Raw genomic sequence first — 26,505 nt, forward strand, 5'->3', positions numbered from 1 at the left:
GGTTTTTTATTGTTCTATGTTTTTCGCTTAGGTCATGCATGCTATCGAGTGACCAAAATGTACGTTCAGCAACAATAGTCGACTGAATACGTCATTGTTCAAATGGCTTATTTCATTAAAGTGTTATCTAAAACAAAAGAGTCATAACACACGATGAAATTTGGACATGCAAGCCGAACAGCGCAAGCTGCTGCTGCCATTCGCGCTAATCATTATCTATATACGAACCAACCTGTTTTTTCCGACCCTTATGCCTTTCATTTAACCAGTCCAATTTGGCGTCGACTCCTTTCAAATCGTACGTTTATAAAAGCGTTAAATAGCAAAATACCCAATCAAACGTTTGGATTACTCACTGCACAAGTCGTGGCTCGTTCACGCTATGCCGAAGATCAATTAGAAATGGCACTACAACAAGGGATTAAACAATATGTGCTGATTGGTGCTGGCCTAGATTCTTTTGTCCTCCGTTTAGCTCAGAAGTACTCCGATATTAAAGTCTTTGAAGTTGATCACCCTGATACTCAGGCATTAAAAATACAAAGTCTACAAAAACTCGGCCATGTTCCAGACCATGTTGAATTTGTTTCAATTGATTTTGAAAAAGAAAATTTAGCGCATGCTTTAAAACGTAGTTCTTATAATATCGCGCAACCTGCTTTCTTTTCTTGGCTTGGAACGACGCATTACTTAAACCCAGAAACAACTTTTAGCACCTTGCAAACCATTGCCGAATTTGCAGTCGCGGGCAGCGAATTAGTTTTAGATTATTCTATTCCCTATCAAGATTTAACAGGACTAGAGCGTGTCGGATCATTTGCTGTTTCCAAATTTACCTATTTTTTAAGTGAACCCATTATTGGGACATTTCACAGTGATGAGTTACACCGTGCCGTTTCAAGGCTAGGTTATGTGGTCTTAGAAGATTTATCTGCACATGACATTACTCAGCGTTATTTTGCAAATCGTAAGGATGGAATACGACATACTCAAGCCACGCATTTGCTGCATTTAAAACGGGCTTAAGCATTTATCTATAGTCGACATTTATAGTGAGTCAGCTAGAATAGTCACGCGAATCATTAAGCTATTTAAAATTATGTCTGAAAAATTGATTAATTCACCTGTCAATCATTGGTGTGAGTTTGAGTTCATCTCTAAAACAGTGAAGAACCCTAATATTCACATCAAAGGGAATTATTCATATTATTCTGCATATTGGGATCAAGGTTTTGAGCGTTGTGTGGTGCGTTATTTACATGATAAGCCTGCAACAGCTGAGAAGCCGATAGACCAGCTATATATCGGTAATTTTGTCTGTTTTGGCGCAGAATGCGTGATTATGATGGGCGGCAACCAACTCCACCGCACGGACTGGATTTCAGCATTTCCGTTTGATACACGTAGTTTTGTACCTGCCGGTAACACAATCATTGGTGATGGCTGCTGGATCGGCTCACGTGCGATGATTATGCAAGGCGTTACACTCGGTGAAGGTGCTGTGGTGGCTACAGGCGCGGTGGTAACCAAAGATGTACCGCCTTATGCTGTTGTAGGCGGTGTACCTGCTAAAATTATTAAATATCGCTTTTCTGAAGAAGATATCAAAAAACTGCTTTCACTCAAGCTCTATGACTTAGATGAAAAGCAGTTTTTAAAGATGCGGGAACAGTTGCAGACGGATAACATTGAATATATAGTAGAATTCTTAAACAATTAAACCCATGATTAAATTATTAAAATTCCTAAAGATTCTATATGCAAAGTATTTTGAGTTTTGTAAGTGAAAATCCTGTTTTCTTTACCATATTATTTACACTTTCAAATATCTTATGGATGATATTTTCTTTTTACCAAAAACAAAAAAATGATAAATCTTTAATTGATTATAAAGCTGAAAAAGACAAAGATTTGGAAAGCTTAAAACATAGTTTTGATTTAAAACTAGAAACAAAGAAAAAGAATTTTGGTATCAAGCAAGAAATTTATGGCGACTTCTTTAGTAAATTAGACAAATTTCATTCAAAAGCACAAATCGACTCACAAAAGTCAATCAACCTTTATATGCAAAAATTTTTGATTGATCTTTTTAATGCTTCTGAAAAAAATGATACCAATATGATAGCTCAAGTTACTAGTGAGTATCATCAAAACATCCAAAGCTTATTTGCAAATTTATCTAAAGAGCTAAATACATTACAAAATGAATGCAATCGCTTGAAATTCTTTGCCCCTGATGCCATAAGAGACAAATTAGCTGAAATAACAATTGGCTATAAAAACGTTTTCGAAATGACAACTCAGTATATAAGTAACATCTCTAAACTATTTTTTGATGAATCCGCACAAAATGAGATAACCCAAAAATTTACAGTAGATATTCAGCCCATTTCAGAAAAATTAAAAAATGACATGGAAGAAATTGAAAAAATACTAAGATCAGATTTATTTTCATAAAAATAGCCACTTAGGTTGAGTGGTTTTTTTAATCATACAATAGCTATTACATGTTTTAAAATAATAGCCCTGCACTATCATTATGAAATTTAGATTTTTTAGTCATAAGTTGTGCAAGGGATTTTGATAGATATAAATCAATTTATTTAAAAGAGTGAACACTTTCTTTTCCAATGAACACCTTCCCATACAGTTTCAATATTCTCAAAATTATCTTTAGCCCAGTTCAATTGGTTATCTATCATTTCTATTTATATTCATCAAGTTAACTATATATTAAGTATAACAGTAGCTCTATAAATTAACATTTAACACATGAGCATCTCGCAACTTGTCATAGCCTTTTCTCTAAATTCATACTATAAAGAACTCACAAAATAAAAAGATCACTACTTTTCAGGATGAATGATGACGAGAACCACTCAATTCTCAGGCATATTTATACTTGCCCTACTGGCAGCAGTCGTCGCAACTTTTTGCGATGCGATTCATGTCTATACCCAGACGCTTAGTTATCCAGACCCAATATTTTTTAATCAGGCTTGGTGGGTATTCCCCGGCTTTTTTATTGCCTTTGCTTTCATGGCATTTAGCTACATCCAACTTACGCAACTATTCAAACACTATGTGATGACTCAGCTCAGTTGCCATCACGACGGTACAGCTCCATTGATTGAGGCTTTGGTGCTCTTTGCGATTGTCTACATACTCAGTGGTTTTGGTAACTTCCACCCAGAAGCATTGTGCTGGATTTTCTATATTAGCTTTTTTATTCGCTGGTTATTTAGCTATGAGCGTACATGGCTACTGATATTAGCCATTATGCTTGCCATTGGCGGCATGTTCTTTGAAGGACTATTAGCTGAATTTGGGTTAGTCAAATATCGCTATTCAGAAGTTTTTAATGTGCCGTATTGGCTCGGTGGCGTATATATGCATGGCGCATTTGCCTTACGTGCAGGTATGCGTCGTTTTATTTATCGTTAATTTTTTAAATTTGGAAGATTTAGAAATAAAAAAAGACCACTCAATCGGAGTGGTCTTTTTTTGAATATGGTGGCTATGACGAGACTTGAACTTGTGACCCCCGCATTATGAGTGCGGTGCTCTAACCAACTGAGCTACATAGCCTTAAACTGTGCGCGCATTATGGAGGGATATTTAAATATCGTCAAGCCCATAATGCGCGTATTTGATCAAAATTTGTTGAAGTGAACCGATAAGCCGGGTTCTGTCGAGGACGATCATTCCTCTAGGCGTACAATCACTCATACGCTCAAGCGACCTACCCGGATCCAGCATGGGCCATGCCTAAAGGATCCCTATTTGGTCTTGCTTCCGGTGGGGTTTACCATGCCATGAACTGTTACCAGTCATGCGGTGCGCTCTTACCGCACCCTTTCACCCTTACCTCCGATTTTGATTGCTCAAAACCATAATGAAGGCGGTCTACTCTCTGCTGCACTTTCCGTCGGCTCACGCCGCCCAGGCGTTACCTGGCACCTTGCCCTATGAAGCCCGGACTTTCCTCCCCTGCTTTAGTCACGAAGACCTATACACAGCAGCGATCGTCTGGTTCACTTCGGGGCGAATTCTAACAAATTTGCAAACTAATTGCTTGATGTTTTTTGAGCAATCAGTTTTTCATACTTCTGCAAAAGTTGCTCTTGGGTTTCTGCATGCGATGGATCAAGCGGAATACAATCTACAGGACAAAACAACTGACATTGTGGTTTGTCATGATGACCTACACACTCCGTACATAGGTCTGGATTAATTTCATAAATGACCTCACCCATAAAAATTGCCTCATTTGGGCATACAGGTTCACAAACATCGCAATTGATGCATTCATCAGTGATATATAAAGACACTCTACCAGCCTTGTTGTTGTTTCCGTTTAAAGGCTTCGACCACAGCTTGAGGAACAAACTGTGTTACATCACCATTTAAACGAGCAATTTCACGCACTAATGTCGATGAAATAAAAGAATATTGCTCTGATGGTGTTAGGAATACCGCTTCAAATTTAGAATCTAAACGGCGATTCATGTTGGCCAATTGAAATTCATATTCAAAATCTGAAACTGCACGTAAACCACGCAGTACAGCAGTGGCTTTTTGTTCATTAAAGAAATTTACCAACAAACCATCAAAACCTACAAATTCAACATTAGACAGATGACTTAATGACTCTTGTGCAAGTGCGACACGTTCATCCAGACTAAATACTGGGTTTTTGTGATGACCAATTGCAATTGCCACAACAACTTCATCAAACATACGTGATGCACGAGTGACTAGATCAATATGACCATTGGTAATTGGATCGAATGTGCCCGGATAAATTACACGAGTTTTAGACATCCAGCTGTACTCTGTTTATTTTGTAGATGGGTATTTTAGCAAAATCTTGATTTATAGGTGAAGTAACTCGATTAATTTAAAGACTTCATCTCTTCAAAAGTTCGGGTACAATAGTCTTAAGTTTGGAAGTATTAGATTATGGCGAAAGCAAGTATTGTAGTTAAAAAGAATAACGGCGGAACGATTGCACTCAACAAGCGTGCTCGTCATGATTATTTTATCGAAGAAAAATTTGAAGCTGGCCTTTCTCTACAAGGCTGGGAAGTCAAGTCTATGCGCGCGGGTCGTATGACCATTGTGGAAAGTTATATTACATTTAAAAATGGTGAAGCTTTCTTATTTGGTGCGCAAGTACAGCCTTTACTCAGTGCTTCAACACATGTTGTACCTGAAGCGACACGTACACGTAAGCTTTTACTTAATCGTCGTGAAATTGAAAAGTTACAAGGTGCGATTAACCAAAAAGGCTATTCGTGTGTGCCTTTAGCGTGTTATTGGAAAGGACCAAATGCCAAATTGGAAATTGCTTTGGTAAAAGGTAAGCAATTACATGACAAACGCGCGACTGAAAAAGACCGTGACTGGCAACGTGATAAAGCACGGATTTTCCATAAATAAGTCCGCATGTAGATACAAAATAAAAAAACCTCCAATTCGGAGGTTTTTTATATGTTGCAATCAGCATTTAACAGAATTTCAAACCACCAAAACAGTTCGGTGCAAAACCTTGCCCATTTAGGATTAAGTTTTCAACATTAAGTTTTAGTGGTGACTTGCTTAAATCCACATTACCAATATTTGCTGTCAAAGCACCAATTTTTAATAAACCACCCAAATCGCTGGTCTTGGCAGGATTAGTATTTAGGTAAGCACTGACTGCTGTACCAATTTGAGGAAAAAACTGTTCAATATTAATTAAATCTTGTGGAATCACTTCACCAATGTTTACAGGATCTTTAGCCGATAACCACCATCCTGTTTGAGCAATATCATCGTCATTGGTGCCCAACCACTTAATGGCTTGCTTTTGTAGACTAAGTGACATTGCTGAATTAATTGGTAAGTTATGAATTAAACCCAATGATTGTTTTAATGTTAAATCCGCAGTGATTCCCGTAATTTTACCGCTCATATAGACATTTTCAAATTTTGAACCTGTGGGTGCGAGCAGACAGGCTAACCAATCACACCCTGTCACCGTGGCAGTTACCTTACCGCCAAGAGCTGTCACACCCGTGGGGTTACCATTCGCGTTATAACTTACAGTCCCAGCTGCTGGATATCCACTTTTGTCATCACCCAGTAAGATATCTGGGACTTTGACTTGTGATACCAACGTCACATCTTTCATCCGCGTACCATTCACCACAATTGCCGGTGTGGTAAATGGATTACGCTCGATATTTGGGATATTAAAACCACCCGCTGTGGTTTTAAAATCAACCTCGGCCAAGCCTCCCAAGCCTAAAGCTTGAAGTCGCCCAGTCACTGATAAATTACCGTATTGATTTGAACCGTACAGGTTATATCGCGTGCCAGCTGTACTTGCGAGACCTTTAATCATACCACTACTATCGGACTGTACTTTCATATAACCAGATAAGTTATTAATACCATTGGGTTTGCTGGTATTTTCTGTACCTGTAGTTAATAAACCTACCACTTTATCTGCACTCAAACGGAAGCCAACAACCTCACGTTGCGATGCACTTTTTGGATTTTTTATTGCAAGTTCTATGAATGGATTGGTTAATTTTGCAGAAGAACTAGCACGGCCATCCGAAGAGCTACTTTGCCCGCTCAGACTTAAATTATCGATATCAATATCGCATGCACCCGCGCCATTTACACCGCCACATCCAAGCCTTAGGCTTTTAACATTGACGTTAATATCCATTTCAGCATCCATACCAAGTTTATAAAAACCGACATTGGCTGCTTTCATCAAAGCATTGGTATTCTCAGGATCAACAACACTCAGATTAATTAATGCAGCACCATCAATACTAGACAACTCTTGATCATCTAAGCTTACAAGGCCTTCATTAGCGTATACAAATGATGTGAGCGACAAGGCAGATAACGCAATGATTAATGCTGATTTTTTCATTATTAATTAATCCTTTTTCATATTTCCACCCATCCCGAGTGGATTTTTATGAGAAGATTAAATCAATAGTTTTTGAGCAAATGAATATCATTTTTGTGACACGTATCACAGATAAATGATACATAATGCCAATAAGTATGCATAAACACTCAATAAAAAAGCCTGAAGATATTTTATTCTCCAGGCTTTTCAGTGATTTATATCATAATTTCTAAGTGTATTTTCTTACAAATTAATTAATTTTATTTAACAACAATCCGATGTATTCACCAAACCAAACAGCCGTTGTTAAATCTCCTTCAGGTGGCGTCACCTCAACGGGTGCATTATCAGATTGTGTCATTAGCCCCAAGAAGCTCGACATACGGTTTAAATCTGTAGTGCTTCGCCCTGTTGGCATAAGAGGTAAGCCCGACCACAACATGCCATGTTGCATGGCAAAAAGATTAATTTGCTGTAAAACAGCCAATTTATCACCACTAAGACCTCCGCCATTGGTAAAACCAGCAGCTAATTTACCCTGCCAAGTGCGTGCTAACCAGCGCTTAGAAGACTGCTCCATAAAAAGTTTCATGGCAGCACTCAAGCTCCCCATATAGGTAGGGCAACCAAAAATTATCGCATCTGCCGCATCAAGCACATCCCAATCAACTTGTTCAACATTCATTAAATGTACTTGAACACCCGCTTTTTCAGCACCTTGCGTAATATATTGGGCTACTTTAGCAGTATGTCCATATGGACTGTGATAAACAACAGCAAGAGATTTAGCAGTCAAAGACATAACAATTAAAAGTCGATAGATTCAGTCAAGTTTAGCATTTTCACGCCATAAAAACGAATGTTGCCATACGACCTGTTTTTGCTTCTCTACGGTATGAATAATATTGATCCGCTTGGCTGAATGAACATTGGTCTCCACCCAGTACAGTTTTAACACCATGTAATTTAAGTATATAAGTGGCTATAGAATACAGGTCCGCATAGTACTTCCCTGCTTTAACACCTTCTTTAAAAGCTGTCTCTAGTTCAGGATACTTGGAACAAAAGGCCGTCTTAACTTCAGCACCGATCTCAAAACAGTCTTGGCTAATGGCTGCACCCAACCAGGCCACAACAGGCTGACTTTGCATAGCTACAATAGTATTTTCAACAATACCGTGTGCTAAACCTTTCCAACCTGCGTGTAAGTTGGCAACTTCGCTTCCATCCGCATTAACTAATACTATCGGCAAACAATCTGCTGTCATCATCATTAATACGTGGTGCTTACGCTGAGTTGTCATACCATCGCCTTCAGGCGCAGTAAAATACATTTGCTCATTAATCGTATGACAAATGGTACTATGAGTTTGATTCATCCAACTGATTTTATCCACGCCATAGCCTGCAAAGTCTTGAAGCAATTGCATCCGGTGTTTTTGCACACGTGCAGGATTGTCACCAACATGCAAAGCAAGGTTAAACCCTGCTAATTCAGGTACATCTGATGACTGCATTTGCTCATGATGTACACGTGTTTGGCCCACATATACGCCGTGTGGCAGTCCCTGAACAAATTGCATGTTGTCGTCCTTTGTAACTATAGCGAGTAAATCATTCTTAAGCTTAGTAAGCTTTATTTTCTGTACGGAGCACTTCAACTAAATGATTGAAGTCTTCTGGCCATGGTGCATCAAACATCATGTCTTCACCTGTACGTGGATGAACTAAGCCCAGTTGCACAGCATGCAATGCCTGACGTTTAAAGCCACGCAAAGTGTCGTCAAGTAATTGTGATGCGCCTGCTGGCATACGTACACGTGGCATATAAACGGGATCGCCAACAAGACCATGACCAATATACATCAGATGCACACGAATTTGATGTGTACGACCTGTCTCAAGACGTGCTTGAATACGAGTAAAGTTTTGGAAACGTTCTTTCACATTATAGTGAGTCACTGCTTCTTTACCGCCTGGTAACACCGCCATTTTTACGCGATCAACCGGATGACGTTTAATTGGCTCATCAATCGTGCCACCTGCAATGATATTGCCGTACACTACAAGATCATAAACGCGATAAACAGACTTTTTCGCAAGCTGCTTACTCAATGAAAATTGTGACTCTAAGTTTTTAGCTACAACAAGTAGACCTGATGTATCCTTATCAATACGATGGACTAAGCCCGCACGTGTAAGTTCAGCCGATTTTGGATAATGATGCAAAATTGCATTCACTAACGTTCCGCTACTATTACCCGCACCCGGATGTACTACCATACCCACAGGTTTGTTAATCACCATAATATCGTCATCTTCATAAACAATATTAAGTGGAATATCTTCAGGTAAGCTGCGTGTCTGTGCTTCAAGCTCAACTTCGAGTGTTAAAAGCTCATTGCCTTCACATTTGTACTTTGGCTTGACAGTGTTACCATTGACCAACAAATGGCCCTCTTTGAGCCATTGTTTGAGTTTTTCACGAGAAAAATCAGTCCAAACCAGCGCAGAAACTTGGTCGATACGTTGTCCTAAATAGCTTTCATCCAATTGAAATTGCAACGATAAACGTGTTGCAGTTGAGTCTGAAGTATGGTTATCTGCATCCTCAGAATCTTCAAGTAAATTGAAATCAGTTTCAGGGAAATTAGAATTGGAAGATTGTGCTTGACTCATTTGCTCATTCAGACAAAAGTGGTTTAATAGTTCAATTGTAGCTCATTGCCCGTATTAACAGAGGAATTTTTATGTCGCTACCAAAATATAAAATGACAATGCTTGCTCTAACTATAGGCATTGCATCGGCAATGGTAGGCTGTAGCAGTAATCCAAAGAAAGAAGTGGTCGACACAGGTCCACAATCAAGCGAACAGGTTTATATCGAAAAAGCAAAAAAAGCGCTTGAACGTAACCAATATACAGATGCGGCAAAACACCTTGAAGCACTTGAAACCTATTACCCTACGGGTAACTATGCACAGCAAGCGCAACTTGAACTATTGTATGTAAAATTTCAGCAAAAAGACTATGAAGGTGCAATCGCACTTGCAGACCGTTTTATTCGTATGAATCCACAGCATCCACAAGTTGACTACGCTTACTATGTGCGTGGTGTGTCAAACATGGAGCAAAACTATAACGGTTTACTTCGCTATACGTCATTAAAACAGTCACACCGTGATGTCAGCTATTTAAAAGTGGCATACCAGAACTTTGTCGACTTTATTCGTCGTTATCCTTCAAGCGAATATGCTGTTGATGCCGCACAGCGCATGAAGTTTATTAGCCAAGAATTGGCTGAAAGCGAAATGAATGCTGCACGTTTCAACGTAAAGCGTAAAGCATGGTTAGCTGCGGTTGAGCGCTCACTTTGGGTGATTGAACACTACCCGCAAGCACCGCAAGTACCCGAAGCTTTAGCAACTGTCGCTTATGGCTATGACAAACTCGGTGATAAAACAACATCTCAACAATATATTGAAGTGCTGAAGCTCAACTACCCTAAATTGGTTAAGTCCGACGGTACCGTGAATATGCGTGCCGCACGTAGTGAAGGTAGTTTTATTAACCGTGCGACCTTAGGTATTTTTGGTAAAGAAGCCCAAACTTTAACGGAACAAAACCCGTCTGAAGTTGAGGCCGATGAAGAAAAACGTAGTTTGACTAATCGTTTAAGCTTTGGCTTACTCGATCGTCCAAAAGATGAAAAAACACAATCGACCGAAGCAGCTGAATAATATCAGTTCATATATTGTCGATTTTTTACAAAGGGCAAGTTAGAATACTTGCCCTTTTGTCTTTTCATGATGAAATTTATCAGATAGATTAAAAGATACGCACTCTTTAGCACATACCGATTTTGTAGAAATGAATTACAGCATTGCTGACGTTATTTTACTTAAAGAACTGCACTAACTGACCGAATAGACAGACAATACAGCATGGCAATTCCACAACACACCATTGATCAAATTTTAGATCGCACCGACATTGTCGATGTGATTGGTCAGTTTGTGAAATTGAAAAAGACCGGACGCACCTATTCTGGATGTTGCCCTTTCCATCAGGAAAAATCGCCATCTTTCCATGTATATCGTGATAAACAATACTTTCACTGTTTTGGTTGTCAAGCCAATGGTAATGCCATTCGCTTTTTAATGGATATCGGTAGCCGAAACTTTATTGAAGTAATGAAGGATCTCTCTAGCCAAACAGGTATTGAGCTCCCTAAAGACAATACAGACTCAAATAAACTTAAATATAAACGTGAGTCAAAACCCAAACCTGTAGAAAAAAAGCCTGCTGCATCGACACAAGAGCCTCTGGTTCAACAACCATCAAATTCAGATACACCCGCAGTTTTTGAACATGATCCATTTGCTGAGTTTCAGTCTGCAGACGAAGCTTTTTATGGCAATGATCCATTTGCGCATTTCGATCAAATTGCTGATGGTTTTGAAGATGTCCCGCAAGACGGTAACCTTTACGACCTATTAGAAAATGTCGCCCAATTTTATGAGCAACAGCTTCCATTAAGCCAAATCGGTCAAGCCTATTTTAAACAGCGTGGGCTGAGTGCAGAAACCATTGCCTATTGGCGGCTGGGTTATGCCCCTGAAGATTGGCAGCATTTAGAAAAAGCGTTCCCACAAGATATCGAAGGGCTTAAGTTATTAGGCTTAATTCGTACCAGTGATAGCGGACGTGACTTCGACTTATTACGTGAACGGGTTATTTTCCCGATTCGCGATAATAAAGGCCGTGTTGTCGGTTTTGGTGGTCGTGCCCTGAATGACGAGATTAAGCCCAAATACATTAACTCGCCAGATTCTGAGGTCTTCCATAAAAACCAATTGCTTTACGGCCTATATGAAGGCCGTAAACAGAAAGCGCAAGACTGGCTCATGGTGGAGGGTTACATGGATGTCATTGCATTACAGCAATATGGCATACATGGTGCTGTAGCAACACTAGGGACAGCCAGCAATACCGATCATTTAAATATTTTATTTAAACAAAATAATCGAATCACTATTGCTTTTGATGGTGATGCTGCTGGTCAAAAAGCAGCACGTCGTACCCTTGAAATTGCTCTACCGCTGCTGAATGACGGCCGCGAACTCAAGTTCTTTGTACTGCCAAATGATCACGACCCTGACTCGCTCATTCGCCGCGAAGGCATTGAAAATTTCCGACGTTTATTAGATCAATCACCATTAATGTCGGATTTTATTTTTGCTCTGTTGACGCAGAACCAAAATATTGCAACACCTGAAGGTAAAAGTCAGGTGATGGGCGAATTAAAAAATTTGACAGAGCTATTACCGAAGCATGGTTCATTCCGTTATTTATTACAGCAATTCTTCCGTGAAAAATTAGGTTTTAATCGTAAGTGGCAACCACAAGTTAACAATGATGCTTCTTTGAGCTTCAGTACCAAAATTGATGCTGAAGAATATGTCATCGCCATTTTAATTAACCACCCTTATCTTTATATTCACTTTGAGCCATTACGCGCACTGGTTTCACAAGACTTATTACTCTTCCACATATTGAATATTTTCAATGTGATTTTCGATGAGTTACCTGATGACCCTGAGCTTTCGACTTATTATGTGTTAGGTGCGTGTGCGGCTCATCATCATGAATTGCAGCATATTTTAGAACACGCAAATATAAGCGACTATACGTCTTCGCCTGAACAGGCGGATAAGCTGGCAGCAGATTTTTCGACTAAGCTGCAATATGCTTTCTTAGAGCAAAAAATTAAAACCAATAAGTTCTCGTCACTTGCAGAAATGCGCAATCTCAAACAACGAATTGCAGAGATTGCGAAAAAACGATCACTGACTTTACTTGAAGATTAAAGTTTTTGGGCGGAAATAAGCCCCTATAAGATGCATGACATTCAATAAAACATTGAATATTTGCAGCGAGTTATTTCTTCGGTTTACGACGATTTTCCGCAGTATGAACCAAATCTTGTTCTAACATTTCAAAATAGGCTGGATCTTCAGCGGTCGCTGCATGGCGCAATGCAATAGATGTCGGATGCAGTAATTTTTGTGTTAAGCGATGAGAAAACTCTTGCATGACTTGCGCAGCATCTTCCCCTTTTTGCAGACGATTTAAAGCCAAAGCCAATTCTTCCTGACGTAAAGCTTCACCCTGTGCACGGTAGGCATGAATTGTTGAGCCAGCTTGATTCACTTTTTGTTGCGTGATCAAATCAGTCGCAAGCTGATTGACCATAACTTCAGCTTCAACCGCTGCTTGCCGACGCTGAGCTAAGTTTTCTTCAATCACCGTTTGCAGGTCATCAACACCGTACAAATAGACGCCATCTAGACTTTCTACTTTCGCTTCAATATCACGTGGTACAGCCAAATCCACTAACAACATTTGCTTATAACGACGTTTTTTCAATGCGGCTTTTACATCAGCAAAATGAATAACCTGATGCAAACTACCAGTACAACTTGAGATCACATCTGCGCGATACAAATTAGCCGCCAGATCATCAAATTCAATAATTTCAACTTCAACGCGATGTGCAATTTCTTGGGCCAAAGCTTCAGCACGTGCGCGTGTACGGTTACAAATTATGATTTTACCAACACCCATTTCAGCTAAATGCTTCGCCACAAGACTATTCATTTCACCTGCAGCAACAACCATCACGGTTAGTTGTTCGGGCTTGCTAAACACCTGTAAAGCTAACTGCGCTACTGCATAACCCATTGAAACAGCGTGACTTCCAACAGCAGTTTCAGAACGTACTCGCTTCGCTGCATAAAAAGCATATTCAAAAATTCGGTTTAAATTGGGAGAAACAGTTGACGCATCTTTGGCTAAAGATAAGGCCGTTTTCACTTGCCCTAAAATTTGCGGCTCACCAAGCATCAAAGAATCAAGACCACTCGCAACCCGCATTAAATGTGTTACGGCTTGTGCATTTTCATAACGATACACGTGATTTGACAATTGCTTTACATCAATACCATTTGATTGGGCGAGCCAATTCAATACCATGTCTGCATTTTCAGACATCGCATACACTTCGGTACGATTACATGTAGACACCACCACCATGTCATTCAATTCAGGGGTGTGGCTTTGCTGTTCAAGTAAAGCACTTAACTTTTCAGGGTTAAATGCGACTTGCTCACGCAGTTCTACAGAGGCGGTTTGATGGTTGACACCCAATGCAAAGAAAGACATATCAGATCATCATTTCGCTAAATTTATGCTATTGTGCAACATCGGTGTCATAAAAAGCATTACTTGGATCAAGAAAAATTGCGTCTAACAAATAGCCGAATTAACGGCCAGACAATAAAGCATTATTCTACCACATTCTTACTTGTGGGTAGCATGGCTTCAACTCTCCCTATTCGGGCAGTTGGAGAAGTTTACCATGCAAATTCAGGATATGATGCAATAAAACAAAGTATGATTGCTGAGTTTGCATTGGCATACCAAGATATTCCAACTGCTTTGCATAATTACACTGTTCTTGCGATTAAAAGTAAATCAAGTATGGTCAAGCAACGCGCTCTAAATGTTGCGATTGAGCAAAATGACTTACATGCAGCATTAGACATTGCAACCCATTGGGTGGTGCAAGAACCTGAAGACGTTCCTGCTTTATTTTATTTATCACATATCGCGTTAAAATCCCATGAGTACGAACTCGCGGCGGAAACACTCGATAAAATATTAACTATTGACCCAAATGCAGACCTTGAGCAAATCTTGGCAGGTATTTCACCTGAATCGACGGACGATCGTGCTTATCTCATTCAGGCTTTAAGTGCCAGTAAAGAAAAAAATAATCCTTCTATTTTGGTTTTAGTCGCAGGCTTACAGGCACAAAATGGTGAAATTGCAGATGCACTTGACACCATTAATCTTGCACTAAAAAAACGTCCAAAAGTCACTGGCTACATTTTAATGAAAGCCAATTTATTAATGGCTATGGGCGATGAAGATGAAGTTTTAAAATGGTTTGAAAAATCCAGTCGTAAGCACCGAAATAATATGGAAGTGCGACTCGCCGAAGCCAAATATCTGATTAAAATTAACCAATCAGAACTTGGTCTCAAAAAATTAGAAGACATTTTAAAAAAATGGCCTGATGCTGAAGAAGCCTTATTCATGGCGGGTTTAACCAGTATTGACTTAGAGCTGTATGAAAAAGCTGAAAAATATTTGGTCGAACTGCGTTATTCATCGCAATTTCAAAACGAAGCTTATTACTATTTGGCTGTCAATGCGGAACGTAAGCAACATTTTGAAACTGCAAAAGCCTACTATCGTTTGGTCGATGGCAGCTTATATACCGTTTCACGCCGCAATATGATCAGTATTTTTGCTCAACAAAGTAAATTGCATGATGCTTTGCGCTTTTTAACGCAAGAACGTGTCAACTATCCACAACATGCAAGTTTTCTGTATTTGGCTCAGGCGGATATTCTTAAACGCATGAATAATAAAAAAGCAGCCATTCGCTTACTTGATGAAGCAGTACGCAACTTACCCGACGATCCAGAATTAATTTATTCAGAAGTTTTACTTTTAGATGCCCATCAAGATAAAGATAAACTGGACAGACTACTTAAACAATTACTCGAAATTGAGCCCAATAGCCCAACCTATTTGAATGCTTATGCCTACACTTTAGCCGTGCAAAACCGCCGTTTAGATGAGGCGCGTAAATATGTTGAACATGCCTTGGAATATGCGCCTGAACAAGCCTCGATATTGGATACACTCGGATATATTTGTTATTTACAAAATGATTTTAGTACAGCTGCGGCCGTGTTAGAAAAAGCTTTTGAATTAAGCAATAGCGTCAAAATAGGTGTTCGCTATGCGCGTTCTGTCTTTATGTTAGGCGACTTGTCAAAATTTGACGCCCTGTTACAACAACTCCAACAAAAATACCCGAATGATCCGCAATTAGAACAGCTGAATTCGTTATTGTTACCCCTACAAATGAAAAAGAGTTAAAACATTTTTATGCGTATAACTTCAAAATTTGGGTTATCCACCCTCACTTGCTGTACATTATTTTTCACCGGTTGTCAGCAATATGTACAACCCCAAACTCCGCCTACGCCCGAAGAAATTGCTGCAAACCAATTTAATCTACAAGGTAAGATTGGTGTTCGAACCCCTCAGCAAACAGGTAGTGCATTTTTTACGTGGGCACAAGACCGTGAAGAATACGAGATTGAACTGAGTGGTATTTTAGGTGTCGGTAAAACCCAAATATCTGGCAAATCAGGGCTCGTTCAACTCAATAGTGCAAAAACCGGCCTCATTGAAGCAGATACACCAGAAGAATTGCTTGAGCGTGCAACTGGTTGGCAAGCTCCAATCACCCATTTAGTTGATTGGGTTCAAGCACGTCCTGCAACGACTCAAGCAAAAATCACCCGTGACACCGCAGAACGCCCTCAACAGATACTTGAAGATGGTTGGACCGTAGATCTAAGCTACAACGATGCTGCACAGCTGCCAAATAAGTTAATTTTAAAACAAGCGCTTGAGAACGGTACAGAAAACCGTATTACAATGATCATTCAAAATCGTTAATTTTTTCTAAGCTGACTTATGACTTCTGTGATTCGTGTACCTTCTCCAGCAAAACTTAATCTTTTTTTGCATATCACGGGTCGCCGTGCCAATGGCTATCACGAATTACAGACCATTTTTCAGCTCATTGATCTTTGCGACTGGCTTGAATTTAGCCAAAGCGAAGTAACAGATGAGCAAGCTTTGATTCAAATAGATGGTTTAAATAATGTCAATCTAGAGCAAAACCTTATTTTTCGTGCTGCGCAAATACTCAAACCTTTCGCGAAAAATTTGACTGCACAAAGTATCCGCATTGAGAAAAATATTCCTATGGGTGCAGGACTAGGCGGGGGTTCATCCAATGCTGCAACCACGCTTATTGTGCTGAATAAATTATGGCAATGTGAATTAAATACTGAACAATTGGCAGCATTAGGTATACAACTTGGCGCAGATGTTCCGGTATTTGTACATGGTTTAAATGCATGGGCTGAAGGCATTGGTGAACACTTAACATTCATAGATTTAGATCAAAAACAGTACATTGTGTTAAAACCTGACTGTTTTATCAGCACTCAACTGCTTTTTTCACAAAAAACGTTGACAAGAGACACGAAGCCTACTAAATTTTGCGGCTATCAGGATATGCCATCTGATTTTGGAAATAACTTTGAGCCTGTGGCAAGAAGTTTGTATCCCGAAGTCGATGAGGCAATGCAGTATTTAGATCAGTTCGGTACAGCAAAGCTTACAGGTACAGGTGCTTGTGTATTTACTGAAGTAACTGAAAAAATGAATATTGATGACATTCTGAAAAATTCACCATGTAAAGCTTACTTGGTTCAGAGTTTGAAAGAATCACCATTACGTCATTTTGAAGTTTGATATAGGGGCGTCGCCAAGTGGTAAGGCACCGGGTTTTGATCTCGGCATCCGTTGGTTCGAATCCAGCCGCCCCTGCCATCATTTTTCACCTGTAGATGTTATTGCTGTAAAGTTTTAGGGGCGTCGCCAAGTGGTAAGGCACCGGGTTTTGATCTCGGCATCCGTTGGTTCGAATCCAGCCGCCCCTGCCATTTAACTTCACAGTCAATTAATATCAAATTAGGGGCGTCGCCAAGTGGTAAGGCACCGGGTTTTGATCTCGGCATCCGTTGGTTCGAATCCAGCCGCCCCTGCCATTTCTTCAAAAAAGACAGAGCATAATTTACAGCGTCTTTGTTAATTCACCTTGACAAAACACAGTAAAAATATTAAAGTTCTGCCGCATTAGGGGCGTCGCCAAGTGGTAAGGCACCGGGTTTTGATCTCGGCATCCGTTGGTTCGAATCCAGCCGCCCCTGCCATCTAATTCCCTAATTTGCCAACCGCCAAGGGTGCTTCATGCCCAATCTTGTCGTTTTTAGTGGATCTGCACATCCACAATTCGCCCAAAAAGTCGTAAGCCACCTGCACATCCCTCTAGGTGCTGCATCTATCGGTCAATTTTCTGACGGTGAAATCGCTGTTGAAATTACTGAAAATGTTCGTGGTAAAGACGTGTTCATCGTACAACCTACTTGTGCCCCAACTAACGATAACCTAATGGAAATCTTAGTGATGGCTGATGCTTTGCGTCGCGCAAGTGCTGGTCGTATTACTGCTGTAATTCCTTACTTTGGTTATGCTCGTCAAGACCGTCGTCCACGTTCAAGTCGTGTGCCGATTACTGCAAAAGTTGTAGCAGATATGCTAACAACTGTGGGTATTGACCGCGTTGTGATGATCGACCTTCACGCTGACCAAATCCAAGGTTTCTTCGATATTCCTGTAGACAACATCTACGGTACTCCTGCGCTTTTAGCTGATCTTCGTCAACAGTCTCATGACAACCTTATGGTTGTTTCTCCAGACGTTGGTGGTGTTGTACGTGCGCGTGCAGTTGCTAAACAAATGGGTGATATCGACCTAGCAATCATCGACAAACGCCGTCAAAAAGCCAACGAATCACAAGTAATGCACTTGATTGGTGACGTTAAAGGCCGTGACTGTGTCATTGTGGATGATATGGTGGATACAGCAGGGACATTGTGTAAAGCTGCTGATGCACTTAAAACTTTCGGTGCGCGTAAAGTTGTTGCTTATGCAACTCACCCAGTTTTATCTGGTAAAGCACTTGAAAACCTTAAAAATTCTGTGATTGATGAACTTGTTGTTACTGACACAATTCCTCTTTCAGAAGAAGCTTTAGCACTTGGCAAGATTCGCCAAGTTTCAGTAACAAGTATGGTTGCTGAAACAATTCGTCGTATTAACAACGAAGAATCTATTAGCGCAATGTTCGATTCTTATCTATAATAGTGCGCTGAAATTCCAAAGCCCTGCCATTTGGCGGGGCTTTTACTCACTAGACTGGTCGCAAGTCTAGTCATTTAAACTTAAAATAGGATGTCTATCATGGCAAACTTCGTATTAAACGCAGCAGCACGTGAAGAAGCAGTACAAGGGAAAGGTGCGAGCCGCCGCCTTCGTCTTCAAGCTAAAGTTCCAGCAATCATCTATGGTGGCGAAGCAGCTCCTGTAACAGTAACTTTAGAACTACGCGAGCTTGTTAAAGCTTTAGAAAACAATGCATTCTTCGAAGAAGTTGTTGAAATCAACATCGACGGTAAAGTTGAAAGCGTTAAAATCCAAGCGTTACAACGTCACCCAGCTAAAAACACTCCAATGCACGCTGACTTTGTTCGCGCATAAGTGTTAAATGGTGTAAATGAGTGAGTAAACTTTCACTGATTGTTGGTTTGGGTAACCCAGGTTCTGAGTACGCCCAAACCCGCCATAATGCAGGCTTCTGGTTTGTTGAACGCCTTGCAGATCAATATGGCATTTCCCTCAAAGCAGACCCAAAATTCAACGGAATTAGCGGTCGCGGTAATATTGAAGGTCAAGACGTTCGTCTGCTATTACCTACAACCTTTATGAACCTTGTCGGTAAAAGTGTTGTTCCCTTCGCTAAATTCTATCAAATTGCTCCTGAAGCGATGCTCATTGCACATGATGAACTTGATATGAATCCCGGTGTCATTCGCCTAAAAACAGGTGGTGGTCACGGCGGTCATAATGGTTTACGTGATATCGTCCCGCATACAGGTCCTAATTTCCATCGTTTACGTATTGGTATTGGTCATCCTGGTTCAAAAGAACGTGTATCTGGCCATGTCTTGGGTAAAGCACCGAGTAGTGAACAAGGTTTAATGGACGATGCGATCGCACATGCATTATCACGCACGAAGTTGCTGGTAACAGGTGAGCTTCAGCAAGCCATGAACCAAATCAATGCTTACAAATAGAACTGACTAATCCACAAATTGTTGAACAATGCTTATTGCCATCTTGTTCATTTCAGAGCAAAATGCGCTTGCATTTGACTGCTTATCCAGCATTCATAGATTGTTCCACCATAAGATCACAATCTTAGGTCCACTAAGGAGACGCTAGCCATGCTATCTCGTTTATTAAAAGCTAAAATCCACCGTTGTGTCGTTACACAAGCAGAATTACATTATGAAGGTTCTTGTGCGATTGACGGTATTCTCCTAGATTTAGCCGGTATCCGCGAATATGAAGAAATTCATATGTGGAACGTGACTAATGGTAAGCGTTTTACGACTTATGCAATTCGTGGTGAAGAAGGTTCAGGCATCATTTCTGTTAATGGTGGCGCTGCACTGCAAGCTGATGTTGGTGACTTAATGATTATTGCGACTTTTGGTGATTTCACTGAAGCGGAAGCAAATGCACACAAACCTCGTTTAGTCTATGCAAATCCAAATAATACTGTGAATCACACAGCAAACTGCATTCCAGTTCAAGTTGCATAAACAAATTTAAAGATTCAAAAAAGCCTGCCGATTTGCAGGCTTTTTTTATGGCTAGAAAAATTGGCTTTTATTCGTTTAAATCAGTAGCCAATACCTTTTTGCTAAAATAATTTTTAATCAATTTACCAATGTCGCTTTCGATCCTTTCCACCACGCTTGTTTTTGTTCACAGTCAAATGCTTGTAAATTTTCTCCCACTAAGCCCACCAATAAAGGCTGACCATTTTTTTTCACTTTAAGTGCCGCATATTGAGCATCGCGATAACATGCCTCCAATCCTTCAGCAAATAAATAACTTCGTGCTGCTGGATATAGCCCATCAAAAGTATTTTCAGAATTTTTGAGTATGAGCTTTGTCGATGAATTTGGATACATCGTTAATACGTCTGGATTAAAACTAGTACGAATGACCCGATGCTGCGCATCGAGCTGTACATAACTCAATATACTTGCTTGATCAATAAAATATTCACGTTCTAAATTTTCAGTTGTTCTATCTTGAGCAATCTGCACATCTGTTGATGTTGCTTGAGGTGGTTTGCCTCCAAAATACAAATCGTAGTTTAGCGCCATATAATCCCCTTGAATCAATGAACGCGGATCGACCGGTTGGAGTTTCACATAAATATGATCACTATGAGCCAAATGCCACTCATGTCGTGCAATCATCAGTCCAAATAGAATAATACTGAGAGTGGCTAAAACAAGTGGAAGCATTTTTTGCATGGGCATTTTCATTATGCTCCTCCTACTTGCTTTACATTTACCTTTGACAGTACCCATGTGATACCTAGCAGCAATACACCTGATAGCAGAATGGTGAGACTTTTTAATAAAAAACTGAGCCCTAAGTTGTAATACAGCATCCATAAACTAAAAATGAACAACACAATGCTTAGCGCTTTGACTAATGTTTGTTGATAAACCTGTGCCCAAGATATGAGAACCAATAATAAGAAAATTTCAAAGTAGCCCAGCGCAATGAGCACCATACCCAATAACAATAAAAGCCATTTTTCTCCCCCCAGATACTTTTGATCATATGTGATGTATAGGCAGAGCCAAATTACAGGTAAGATATAAACAATAAATAGGAAAGCAACAGGACTATTTGATTGTTCAAAATAAAGAAAATTATTTGACAAGGTCTGCAAAACGACACTCGCCAAGACAATAAATAACATCCATAACACAACGGTTTTGCGATACATTGATTGCAGCCAATATGCTGCAGTTATGAGCAAGATAATCAGTAGCAGATGGTTTAAACCTGTTACAGCTAAAAAGAGGTTTTCTTCAGCCTGGATCAAATCGCCAAAGCAAATGGTCGCCACAGCGAGACCATATCCTGCAATCAGTTGAATGAGTGCAATAAACCAATGCATACGACTCGATAGACACAGTAATATAAATCCAATTTGCAGGATTAAAATAAAGGCAATACTCTGCGTCAGCATCTCGCTATGAATTAATACCGCAGACTGTCCACAAACCCATAAACAATATGCAAATTGGCGACTAAAAATACTTTGCGCACGTCGAATAAGCCACCAAGCTATAGTAATGAAGATCAAACCCATTACAATGGAAAATGCTTTCCAATAAGTCAGCAATAGACTTGATAAAATAATGCCTGCGAGCCATGCACCAATCGCTAATGGAATAACAGCAAATTTAGTTTGTGGCAGGAACTTCATCAGCGCCAAACTAATTACGGCAAACCAAGCAAAAATAAGCAACGCCAAAACCAGTATTCCAACAATCGAATCCGACAAAATATGTTCAGCCCATTGGAATATCAAAATACTAAAACTGGCTGCCAAACCTGCGGCTTGTAAACTGGTTTCTAATGCGCGATGTTGCAGATAAAAATAGAGGATCAGATAAATCGGTAGCACGATTGAAAGCAGCAAATACTGCCATTGATATTGTTCAACACCATTGCCGCAAAATAGAAACATGCTATACATCGACATTACTGTGACAAATGCAATAAATAGAAAGCGCAATGCTGAATAATATTTCAAACTGAACGTAAGAAAGAACGCCGTCAAAACATTCATACACAGCAAATACAATAATGAATGTTCTGACATTAAATAGCTTTGTTTAAAATACAAAAATAAAGCCAATTGACTGACGATACACAGCAGCGCAAAAACACCTATATTGGGTCGATAGAGCCAAGGCAAAAGTAGCAATGCCCAAACCAAAAACAGCAAATAACTATCCGCACCTGTTTGATAGACCTGTCCAATCACAGCGAGACTTAAGCCAAGGAATAACCCGCTCAAAGCATCAAGACTTTGCCGTATCCATGTATGTTTAGTTAAATACACACTCGCAGCAGCGCTTAAAACCAGTAGTAAGATGGGTATCGCCAATTGAATGAATTTTGGCAGCATCAACCAATTTGCCGCAACTAAATACAGAAAACTCGCAGCAATCAACGCTAGACCAATCACTTGCAAATACTGAATAACCTGTACGTGTCGGAACAACCGCGTAGAGAATTCATGTTTAGGTTTAGAACTGTGCAGATTTAAATTTTGCTGCTGAGCATTATTGTGTGCAGTCATTTTTTATCATTATGAAATCACTGTTGATTTATCGGGAAGATAACATGCTTTGCTGCAGTTAATGAAAATGCTTACAAATCCAATCATTGAATTTATTTATCTAAAATTTTGCAAAGGATTCGGAGTATTAACACCCTATTCAGCCTAGAACAGGTCTATAATCATTTCACATCGCTTCAGGGCGGGGTGTAATTCCCCACCGGTGGTAAATTTGATTGATATATGCCAAATCAAAAAGCCCACGAGCGGATCATTTCATTATGATTCGCAGATCAGGTGCAAAACCTGAGCCGACGGTATAGTCCGGATGAAAGAAGACGACGTCACATCTCTATATCATTGATCATTTTCAATATATATCGTAACGCCACTATTTCACATGTCCTGAAATGTTCAATCGTATCTAATATTTACGCGAGCGTTTCAATGTCTAGTTTAATTCAACCCGAAATTTTCTTTTCTGCCCTTCCACCCGCAGAGCAACGTATGTTGCAAGCCTTAGAAGATATCCGTCAAGGCAAACCTGTACTTGTGATGGATGACTTTGACCGTGAAAACGAAGCCGACCTGATTGTGGCAGCTGAAACCCTCACCGTTGAAACCATGGCACGTATGATCCGTGATGGTTCTGGCATTGTATGCCTTTGCTTAACCGACGCCCATGCCAATCATCTAGCATTACCACCAATGGTGACTGACAATTCAAGCCAATTCAAAACTGCATTTACAGTAACAATTGAAGCAGCTGAAGGTGTAACAACAGGGGTCTCAGCGAAAGATCGCACCACAACGATTAAAGCTGCAATTAAAGACGGTGTCGTTGCAAGTGACCTAAATCGCCCTGGTCATGTATTTCCTCTTCGAGCTCGTGAAGGTGGCGTGTTGACGCGTCGTGGTCACACCGAAGGCACAATTGATTTAGCCCGTTTAGCCGGCTTAAAACCTGCTGGCGTACTCTGTGAATTAACCAATCCGGACGGAACCATGGCGAATGGTATTCAAGTTTTGGCTTATGCTCAAACCCATCACCTTACAGTGATCACCATTGAAGAAATTGTGCAGTATCGCTTAAAACATAATATTTAAAATAACCTCAACGGCTACTTAGCAGGTCTATTTAAATAGGCCTGTTCTTCATTTTAAATTTAGAGTTTTAAGGTTGTAAAAATGCCATATAGAGCAACCAATATCAATATCACACCACAGGCTGCCAAAAGCTTTGAATACAAGCGTGATTTAGACAGCTTTTGAAAAGACAAGTACACCACAGACAACGTCGCGAAATCTAAAACAATCCAAGTCAAGGTCAGCATCGTTAAACTCAGATTCATATCCGGCGTTATATTCACAAACTGTGGGAAAAATGAGGCGAAAAAAATAATATCTTTAGGATTGGAAATACCGACCAAAAATCCCTGCTTAAACCCGCCATTCACTGCATGTAAAGGTAGGTCAGCATCCATCGAAGATTTATCAAAGACTTCTTTTAAAATACCGAGTCCAATATAAGCAATATATAGGCAACCGAATATTTTGATCAGACTTAACCACTGTTCATTAATATTTAGCATGCCTTTTAAGATCAGCACCGACAGTAAAATCAACACTAAGGAAGCAAGATTCGTCCCAAATATTGTTTGTAATGCTTTTTTATAGCCCCCTTTTAAGCCTGCACTTGCAACTAAAAGCATGACAGGTCCAGGTGTTGCAATCATCACGATGACTGCCACACAATATAAAAAGTACTCCGAATAATTCAAGCTGAGATTCCTTCACTTATTTTTTTACACCACGATAAATTTCATACATAAAAAAAAGAGGACTTAGTCCTCTTCTTCGATACTATGCAATAAATGCAAACTGATGCCATCTGCCCGTAAAAAGGCCAAATCATAACTGGCAGTCGCAAGTGCCAATACACGGCGCTCAAATTCATCCCATAACGGGCGAACATCTTTATAATGAATGCCTAGACCACTTTCATCGGTAAAATGACGATTTTTTTCGCATAGCTTCAAAGCATGATAAAGTTTGCGACCTTTCGTGGCATCTGGGCGTAAACGCACACGTTTCGACAGCACAAAAGCCTCAACATGTACAACATTCGCCATGGGCAACATTGGAATTAAAATTTGATCAAGTTGAGCATCAAGCCGACGCCAAATAGCGCTATGTTGTTCAGGGGTATAGGTATTCCATCGAATCACTTCATGATTAAATCGACGACAACCACGACAAACTGAATCACCAAATACCGTCGAGCAGCGCCCTGCACACGGGGTTAATGAGGCAATTCGACGATCAATACTCAAAACAAACTCCACAACATCACAAAGACTGCGTAATATGACCAACAGCGCATGACTATACACGCTAAAACTGTTGAATTGAAGCCACGTGAATATCGTATTTTAAAAGCCTGCAAGTCACTCGCAAATTCATGTAATTCACGATAGAATACGCCCCTTAATTTTTCCTGTTTTATTACTTTGGAGTACTCCATGAACGCTACTGTAGAACAGCTTGCACCTGTAGAACAGCAAGCGACCTCTGGTTGGGTTGTTGCCGCACTTTATCAATTCAAAGAAGTTCAAGATCCTGCTGATCTTCAGCAACGTCTTTTAGACTTGGTAAAAACCATCAACCTATGCGGTACTCTAATTGTGGCAGGTGAAGGCATTAACGGAACGGTTGCAGGTGATCGTAAATCCGTTGATGTGATCAAACAATTCCTTCTTGATGAAGGTTTTACGACAATGGAATATAAAGAATCACATAGTGACGACAAACCATTCCGTAAAATGAAAATCAAATTGAAGAAAGAAATTGTGACTTTGGGCGTGGAAGTTAAGCCTCGCGATTTAGTCGGTCACTATCTTGATCCTAAAGAATGGAATGAACTGATTGCACGTGATGACGTGATTCTAATTGATACACGTAACGACTACGAATACAAAGCAGGTACCTTTAAGGGTGCAATTGACCCGAAAACTGAAACTTTCCGTGAATTCCCTGACTATGTGAAAAAAGAACTTGAGCAGCACAAAGATAAGAAAATTGCGATGTTTTGTACGGGTGGTATTCGTTGTGAAAAATCAACTTCATTGCTTTTGCAAGAAGGCTTCAATGAAGTCTATCACCTCAAAGGCGGCGTACTTAAATACTTAGAAGAAACCCCTGTTGAAGAAAGCATGTGGGAAGGCGAATGTTTCGTATTTGATGGACGTACCGCTGTGACGCACGGTATGGAAGAAGGCGAAAATATTAAATGTCACGCATGTGGTTGGCCACTCCTTCCTGCTGAAGTTGAACTACCAAGCTATGAACACGGGGTTTCATGCAAATACTGTATTGATAAAACATCTGAGCAGCAAAAAGCTGGCTTCCGTATGCGCCAATCACAAATTGTTGCGGCAAAACGTAAACGCCTCTAATTTTTAATTGTAAATTTTTAATAAAAAAGCCCTTTTCTAAGGGCTTTTTTTTACGCAAGTTAAACAATTTTAAAATTTCGCGACAATTTCACAGATTCTGGGTATATACCTGCTGCATTTAACAATTATAA

General features: G+C 40.0%; 27 protein-coding genes, 5 tRNA genes, 1 other RNA gene and 1 riboswitch. Of the genes, 20 read left to right on the top strand and 13 right to left on the bottom strand.

Annotation, left to right across the window (positions count from 1 at the left end; all coding sequences use genetic code 11):
- The first annotated feature begins 153 nt into the window (after window positions 1-153).
- The 4 genes from A9J31_RS08655 (at window position 154) to A9J31_RS08670 (ending at window position 3,444) form a co-directional block, all read left to right on the top strand.
- Window positions 154-1,026: a class I SAM-dependent methyltransferase gene (locus A9J31_RS08655; protein ID WP_067764235.1), complete on the top strand. Its 873-nt coding sequence runs from the start codon at window positions 154-156 to the stop codon at window positions 1,024-1,026.
- 73 nt (window positions 1,027-1,099) lie between these two features.
- Complete coding sequence (locus tag A9J31_RS08660) at window positions 1,100-1,720, top strand: CatB-related O-acetyltransferase (protein ID WP_067764246.1); 621 nt, start codon at window positions 1,100-1,102, stop codon at window positions 1,718-1,720.
- A 38-nt stretch (window positions 1,721-1,758) separates the two neighbouring features.
- Window positions 1,759-2,457 (top strand): hypothetical protein, encoded by a 699-nt coding sequence (locus A9J31_RS08665; RefSeq protein ID WP_067764249.1) that lies wholly within the window; start codon window positions 1,759-1,761, stop codon window positions 2,455-2,457.
- 408 nt (window positions 2,458-2,865) lie between these two features.
- Window positions 2,866-3,444: a hypothetical protein gene (locus A9J31_RS08670; protein ID WP_067764252.1), complete on the top strand. Its 579-nt coding sequence runs from the start codon at window positions 2,866-2,868 to the stop codon at window positions 3,442-3,444.
- 67 nt (window positions 3,445-3,511) lie between these two features.
- On the opposite strand, the gene A9J31_RS08675 is transcribed toward A9J31_RS08670, so the two are convergent.
- The 4 genes from A9J31_RS08675 to coaD all read right to left on the bottom strand — a co-directional run bounded on the left by A9J31_RS08675 (window position 3,512) and on the right by coaD (window position 4,824).
- Window positions 3,512-3,588: transfer RNA gene (locus A9J31_RS08675), tRNA-Met, on the bottom strand.
- Between the two features lie 73 nt (window positions 3,589-3,661).
- An RNA gene (gene rnpB, locus A9J31_RS08680) (RNase P RNA component class A) lies at window positions 3,662-4,041 on the bottom strand.
- Between the two features lie 26 nt (window positions 4,042-4,067).
- Complete coding sequence (locus A9J31_RS08685; protein ID WP_067764254.1) at window positions 4,068-4,331, bottom strand: YfhL family 4Fe-4S dicluster ferredoxin; 264 nt, start codon at window positions 4,329-4,331, stop codon at window positions 4,068-4,070.
- Window position 4,332: 1 nt separating this feature from the next.
- Window positions 4,333-4,824 (bottom strand): pantetheine-phosphate adenylyltransferase, encoded by a 492-nt coding sequence (coaD, locus tag A9J31_RS08690; RefSeq protein ID WP_067764257.1) that lies wholly within the window; start codon window positions 4,822-4,824, stop codon window positions 4,333-4,335.
- A gap of 138 nt (window positions 4,825-4,962) precedes the next feature.
- Between coaD and smpB the strand changes: the two genes are divergently transcribed.
- Window positions 4,963-5,442 carry an SsrA-binding protein SmpB gene (gene smpB, locus A9J31_RS08695; RefSeq protein WP_067764260.1) on the top strand — a complete coding sequence of 160 codons (480 nt, stop codon included), beginning with the start codon at window positions 4,963-4,965 and terminating at the stop codon, window positions 5,440-5,442.
- Window positions 5,443-5,509: 67 nt separating this feature from the next.
- On the opposite strand, the gene A9J31_RS08700 is transcribed toward smpB, so the two are convergent.
- From A9J31_RS08700 to rluD, 4 genes are all read right to left on the bottom strand, one after another.
- Complete coding sequence (locus A9J31_RS08700) at window positions 5,510-6,934, bottom strand: hypothetical protein (RefSeq protein ID WP_067764263.1); 1,425 nt, start codon at window positions 6,932-6,934, stop codon at window positions 5,510-5,512.
- Between the two features lie 232 nt (window positions 6,935-7,166).
- Window positions 7,167-7,718: a flavodoxin family protein gene (locus tag A9J31_RS08705; RefSeq protein ID WP_067764266.1), complete on the bottom strand. Its 552-nt coding sequence runs from the start codon at window positions 7,716-7,718 to the stop codon at window positions 7,167-7,169.
- A 40-nt stretch (window positions 7,719-7,758) separates the two neighbouring features.
- A complete protein-coding gene (pgeF, locus tag A9J31_RS08710) occupies window positions 7,759-8,499 on the bottom strand; it encodes a peptidoglycan editing factor PgeF (protein WP_067764269.1) in 741 nt (246 codons plus the stop codon).
- 43 nt (window positions 8,500-8,542) lie between these two features.
- Complete coding sequence (gene rluD, locus A9J31_RS08715) at window positions 8,543-9,595, bottom strand: 23S rRNA pseudouridine(1911/1915/1917) synthase RluD (protein ID WP_067764272.1); 1,053 nt, start codon at window positions 9,593-9,595, stop codon at window positions 8,543-8,545.
- Between the two features lie 71 nt (window positions 9,596-9,666).
- On the opposite strand from rluD, the gene A9J31_RS08720 reads away from it, so the two are divergent.
- Together A9J31_RS08720 and A9J31_RS08725 are read left to right on the top strand one after the other, a co-directional pair.
- Complete coding sequence (locus tag A9J31_RS08720) at window positions 9,667-10,656, top strand: outer membrane protein assembly factor BamD (RefSeq protein ID WP_067764275.1); 990 nt, start codon at window positions 9,667-9,669, stop codon at window positions 10,654-10,656.
- Window positions 10,657-10,860: 204 nt separating this feature from the next.
- A complete protein-coding gene (locus A9J31_RS08725; protein WP_067764278.1) occupies window positions 10,861-12,786 on the top strand; it encodes a DNA primase in 1,926 nt (641 codons plus the stop codon).
- A gap of 70 nt (window positions 12,787-12,856) precedes the next feature.
- Here the strand turns inward: A9J31_RS08725 and hemA are convergent, their stop codons facing one another.
- Complete coding sequence (gene hemA, locus A9J31_RS08730; RefSeq protein WP_067764281.1) at window positions 12,857-14,140, bottom strand: glutamyl-tRNA reductase; 1,284 nt, start codon at window positions 14,138-14,140, stop codon at window positions 12,857-12,859.
- A 78-nt stretch (window positions 14,141-14,218) separates the two neighbouring features.
- Between hemA and A9J31_RS08735 the strand changes: the two genes are divergently transcribed.
- From A9J31_RS08735 to panD, 11 genes are all read left to right on the top strand, one after another.
- A complete protein-coding gene (locus A9J31_RS08735; protein ID WP_067764992.1) occupies window positions 14,219-15,931 on the top strand; it encodes a tetratricopeptide repeat protein in 1,713 nt (570 codons plus the stop codon).
- Between the two features lie 9 nt (window positions 15,932-15,940).
- On the top strand, window positions 15,941-16,519 hold the full coding sequence (lolB, locus tag A9J31_RS08740) for a lipoprotein insertase outer membrane protein LolB (RefSeq protein ID WP_067764284.1): 579 nt from the start codon (window positions 15,941-15,943) through the stop codon (window positions 16,517-16,519).
- A 27-nt stretch (window positions 16,520-16,546) separates the two neighbouring features.
- Window positions 16,547-17,386 (top strand): 4-(cytidine 5'-diphospho)-2-C-methyl-D-erythritol kinase, encoded by an 840-nt coding sequence (gene ispE / locus A9J31_RS08745; RefSeq protein ID WP_067764995.1) that lies wholly within the window; start codon window positions 16,547-16,549, stop codon window positions 17,384-17,386.
- A 3-nt stretch (window positions 17,387-17,389) separates the two neighbouring features.
- A tRNA-Gln gene (locus A9J31_RS08750) sits at window positions 17,390-17,464 on the top strand.
- A 38-nt stretch (window positions 17,465-17,502) separates the two neighbouring features.
- Window positions 17,503-17,577 (top strand) — tRNA-Gln (locus A9J31_RS08755).
- Between the two features lie 30 nt (window positions 17,578-17,607).
- Window positions 17,608-17,682, top strand: a tRNA-Gln gene (locus A9J31_RS08760).
- A gap of 90 nt (window positions 17,683-17,772) precedes the next feature.
- Window positions 17,773-17,847: transfer RNA gene (locus A9J31_RS08765), tRNA-Gln, on the top strand.
- A 37-nt stretch (window positions 17,848-17,884) separates the two neighbouring features.
- Window positions 17,885-18,838: a ribose-phosphate pyrophosphokinase gene (locus A9J31_RS08770; RefSeq protein WP_067764287.1), complete on the top strand. Its 954-nt coding sequence runs from the start codon at window positions 17,885-17,887 to the stop codon at window positions 18,836-18,838.
- A gap of 99 nt (window positions 18,839-18,937) precedes the next feature.
- Window positions 18,938-19,234 (top strand): 50S ribosomal protein L25, encoded by a 297-nt coding sequence (gene rplY, locus A9J31_RS08775; RefSeq protein ID WP_067764290.1) that lies wholly within the window; start codon window positions 18,938-18,940, stop codon window positions 19,232-19,234.
- A gap of 20 nt (window positions 19,235-19,254) precedes the next feature.
- Window positions 19,255-19,830, top strand: coding sequence for an aminoacyl-tRNA hydrolase (gene pth / locus A9J31_RS08780; protein WP_067764293.1), 576 nt, complete (start codon window positions 19,255-19,257; stop codon window positions 19,828-19,830).
- 150 nt (window positions 19,831-19,980) lie between these two features.
- Complete coding sequence (gene panD / locus A9J31_RS08785) at window positions 19,981-20,361, top strand: aspartate 1-decarboxylase (RefSeq protein WP_067668515.1); 381 nt, start codon at window positions 19,981-19,983, stop codon at window positions 20,359-20,361.
- Window positions 20,362-20,478: 117 nt separating this feature from the next.
- Here panD and A9J31_RS08790 read toward each other — a convergent pair whose 3' ends face one another.
- Together A9J31_RS08790 and A9J31_RS08795 are read right to left on the bottom strand one after the other, a co-directional pair.
- Window positions 20,479-21,087, bottom strand: a complete 609-nt coding sequence (locus A9J31_RS08790; protein WP_067764998.1) for a GDYXXLXY domain-containing protein — start codon at window positions 21,085-21,087, stop codon at window positions 20,479-20,481.
- Between the two features lie 11 nt (window positions 21,088-21,098).
- Window positions 21,099-22,940 (bottom strand): DUF2157 domain-containing protein, encoded by a 1,842-nt coding sequence (locus A9J31_RS08795; protein ID WP_081410303.1) that lies wholly within the window; start codon window positions 22,938-22,940, stop codon window positions 21,099-21,101.
- A 169-nt stretch (window positions 22,941-23,109) separates the two neighbouring features.
- A riboswitch (FMN riboswitch) is annotated at window positions 23,110-23,263 on the top strand.
- Between the two features lie 103 nt (window positions 23,264-23,366).
- Between A9J31_RS08795 and ribB the strand changes: the two genes are divergently transcribed.
- Window positions 23,367-24,026 (top strand): 3,4-dihydroxy-2-butanone-4-phosphate synthase, encoded by a 660-nt coding sequence (ribB, locus tag A9J31_RS08800; RefSeq protein WP_067764297.1) that lies wholly within the window; start codon window positions 23,367-23,369, stop codon window positions 24,024-24,026.
- Between the two features lie 59 nt (window positions 24,027-24,085).
- Here ribB and A9J31_RS08805 read toward each other — a convergent pair whose 3' ends face one another.
- Both A9J31_RS08805 and A9J31_RS08810 read right to left on the bottom strand, forming a co-directional pair.
- Window positions 24,086-24,700 carry a LysE family translocator gene (locus A9J31_RS08805; RefSeq protein ID WP_067764300.1) on the bottom strand — a complete coding sequence of 205 codons (615 nt, stop codon included), beginning with the start codon at window positions 24,698-24,700 and terminating at the stop codon, window positions 24,086-24,088.
- Window positions 24,701-24,763: 63 nt separating this feature from the next.
- Window positions 24,764-25,252: a DUF1289 domain-containing protein gene (locus A9J31_RS08810; RefSeq protein ID WP_067764303.1), complete on the bottom strand. Its 489-nt coding sequence runs from the start codon at window positions 25,250-25,252 to the stop codon at window positions 24,764-24,766.
- A 189-nt stretch (window positions 25,253-25,441) separates the two neighbouring features.
- On the opposite strand from A9J31_RS08810, the gene trhO reads away from it, so the two are divergent.
- Window positions 25,442-26,374: an oxygen-dependent tRNA uridine(34) hydroxylase TrhO gene (gene trhO / locus A9J31_RS08815; RefSeq protein WP_067764306.1), complete on the top strand. Its 933-nt coding sequence runs from the start codon at window positions 25,442-25,444 to the stop codon at window positions 26,372-26,374.
- Window positions 26,375-26,505 lie beyond the last annotated feature (131 nt).

This window comes from Acinetobacter gandensis (assembly GCF_001678755.1).
GTDB lineage: Bacteria > Pseudomonadota > Gammaproteobacteria > Pseudomonadales > Moraxellaceae > Acinetobacter > Acinetobacter gandensis.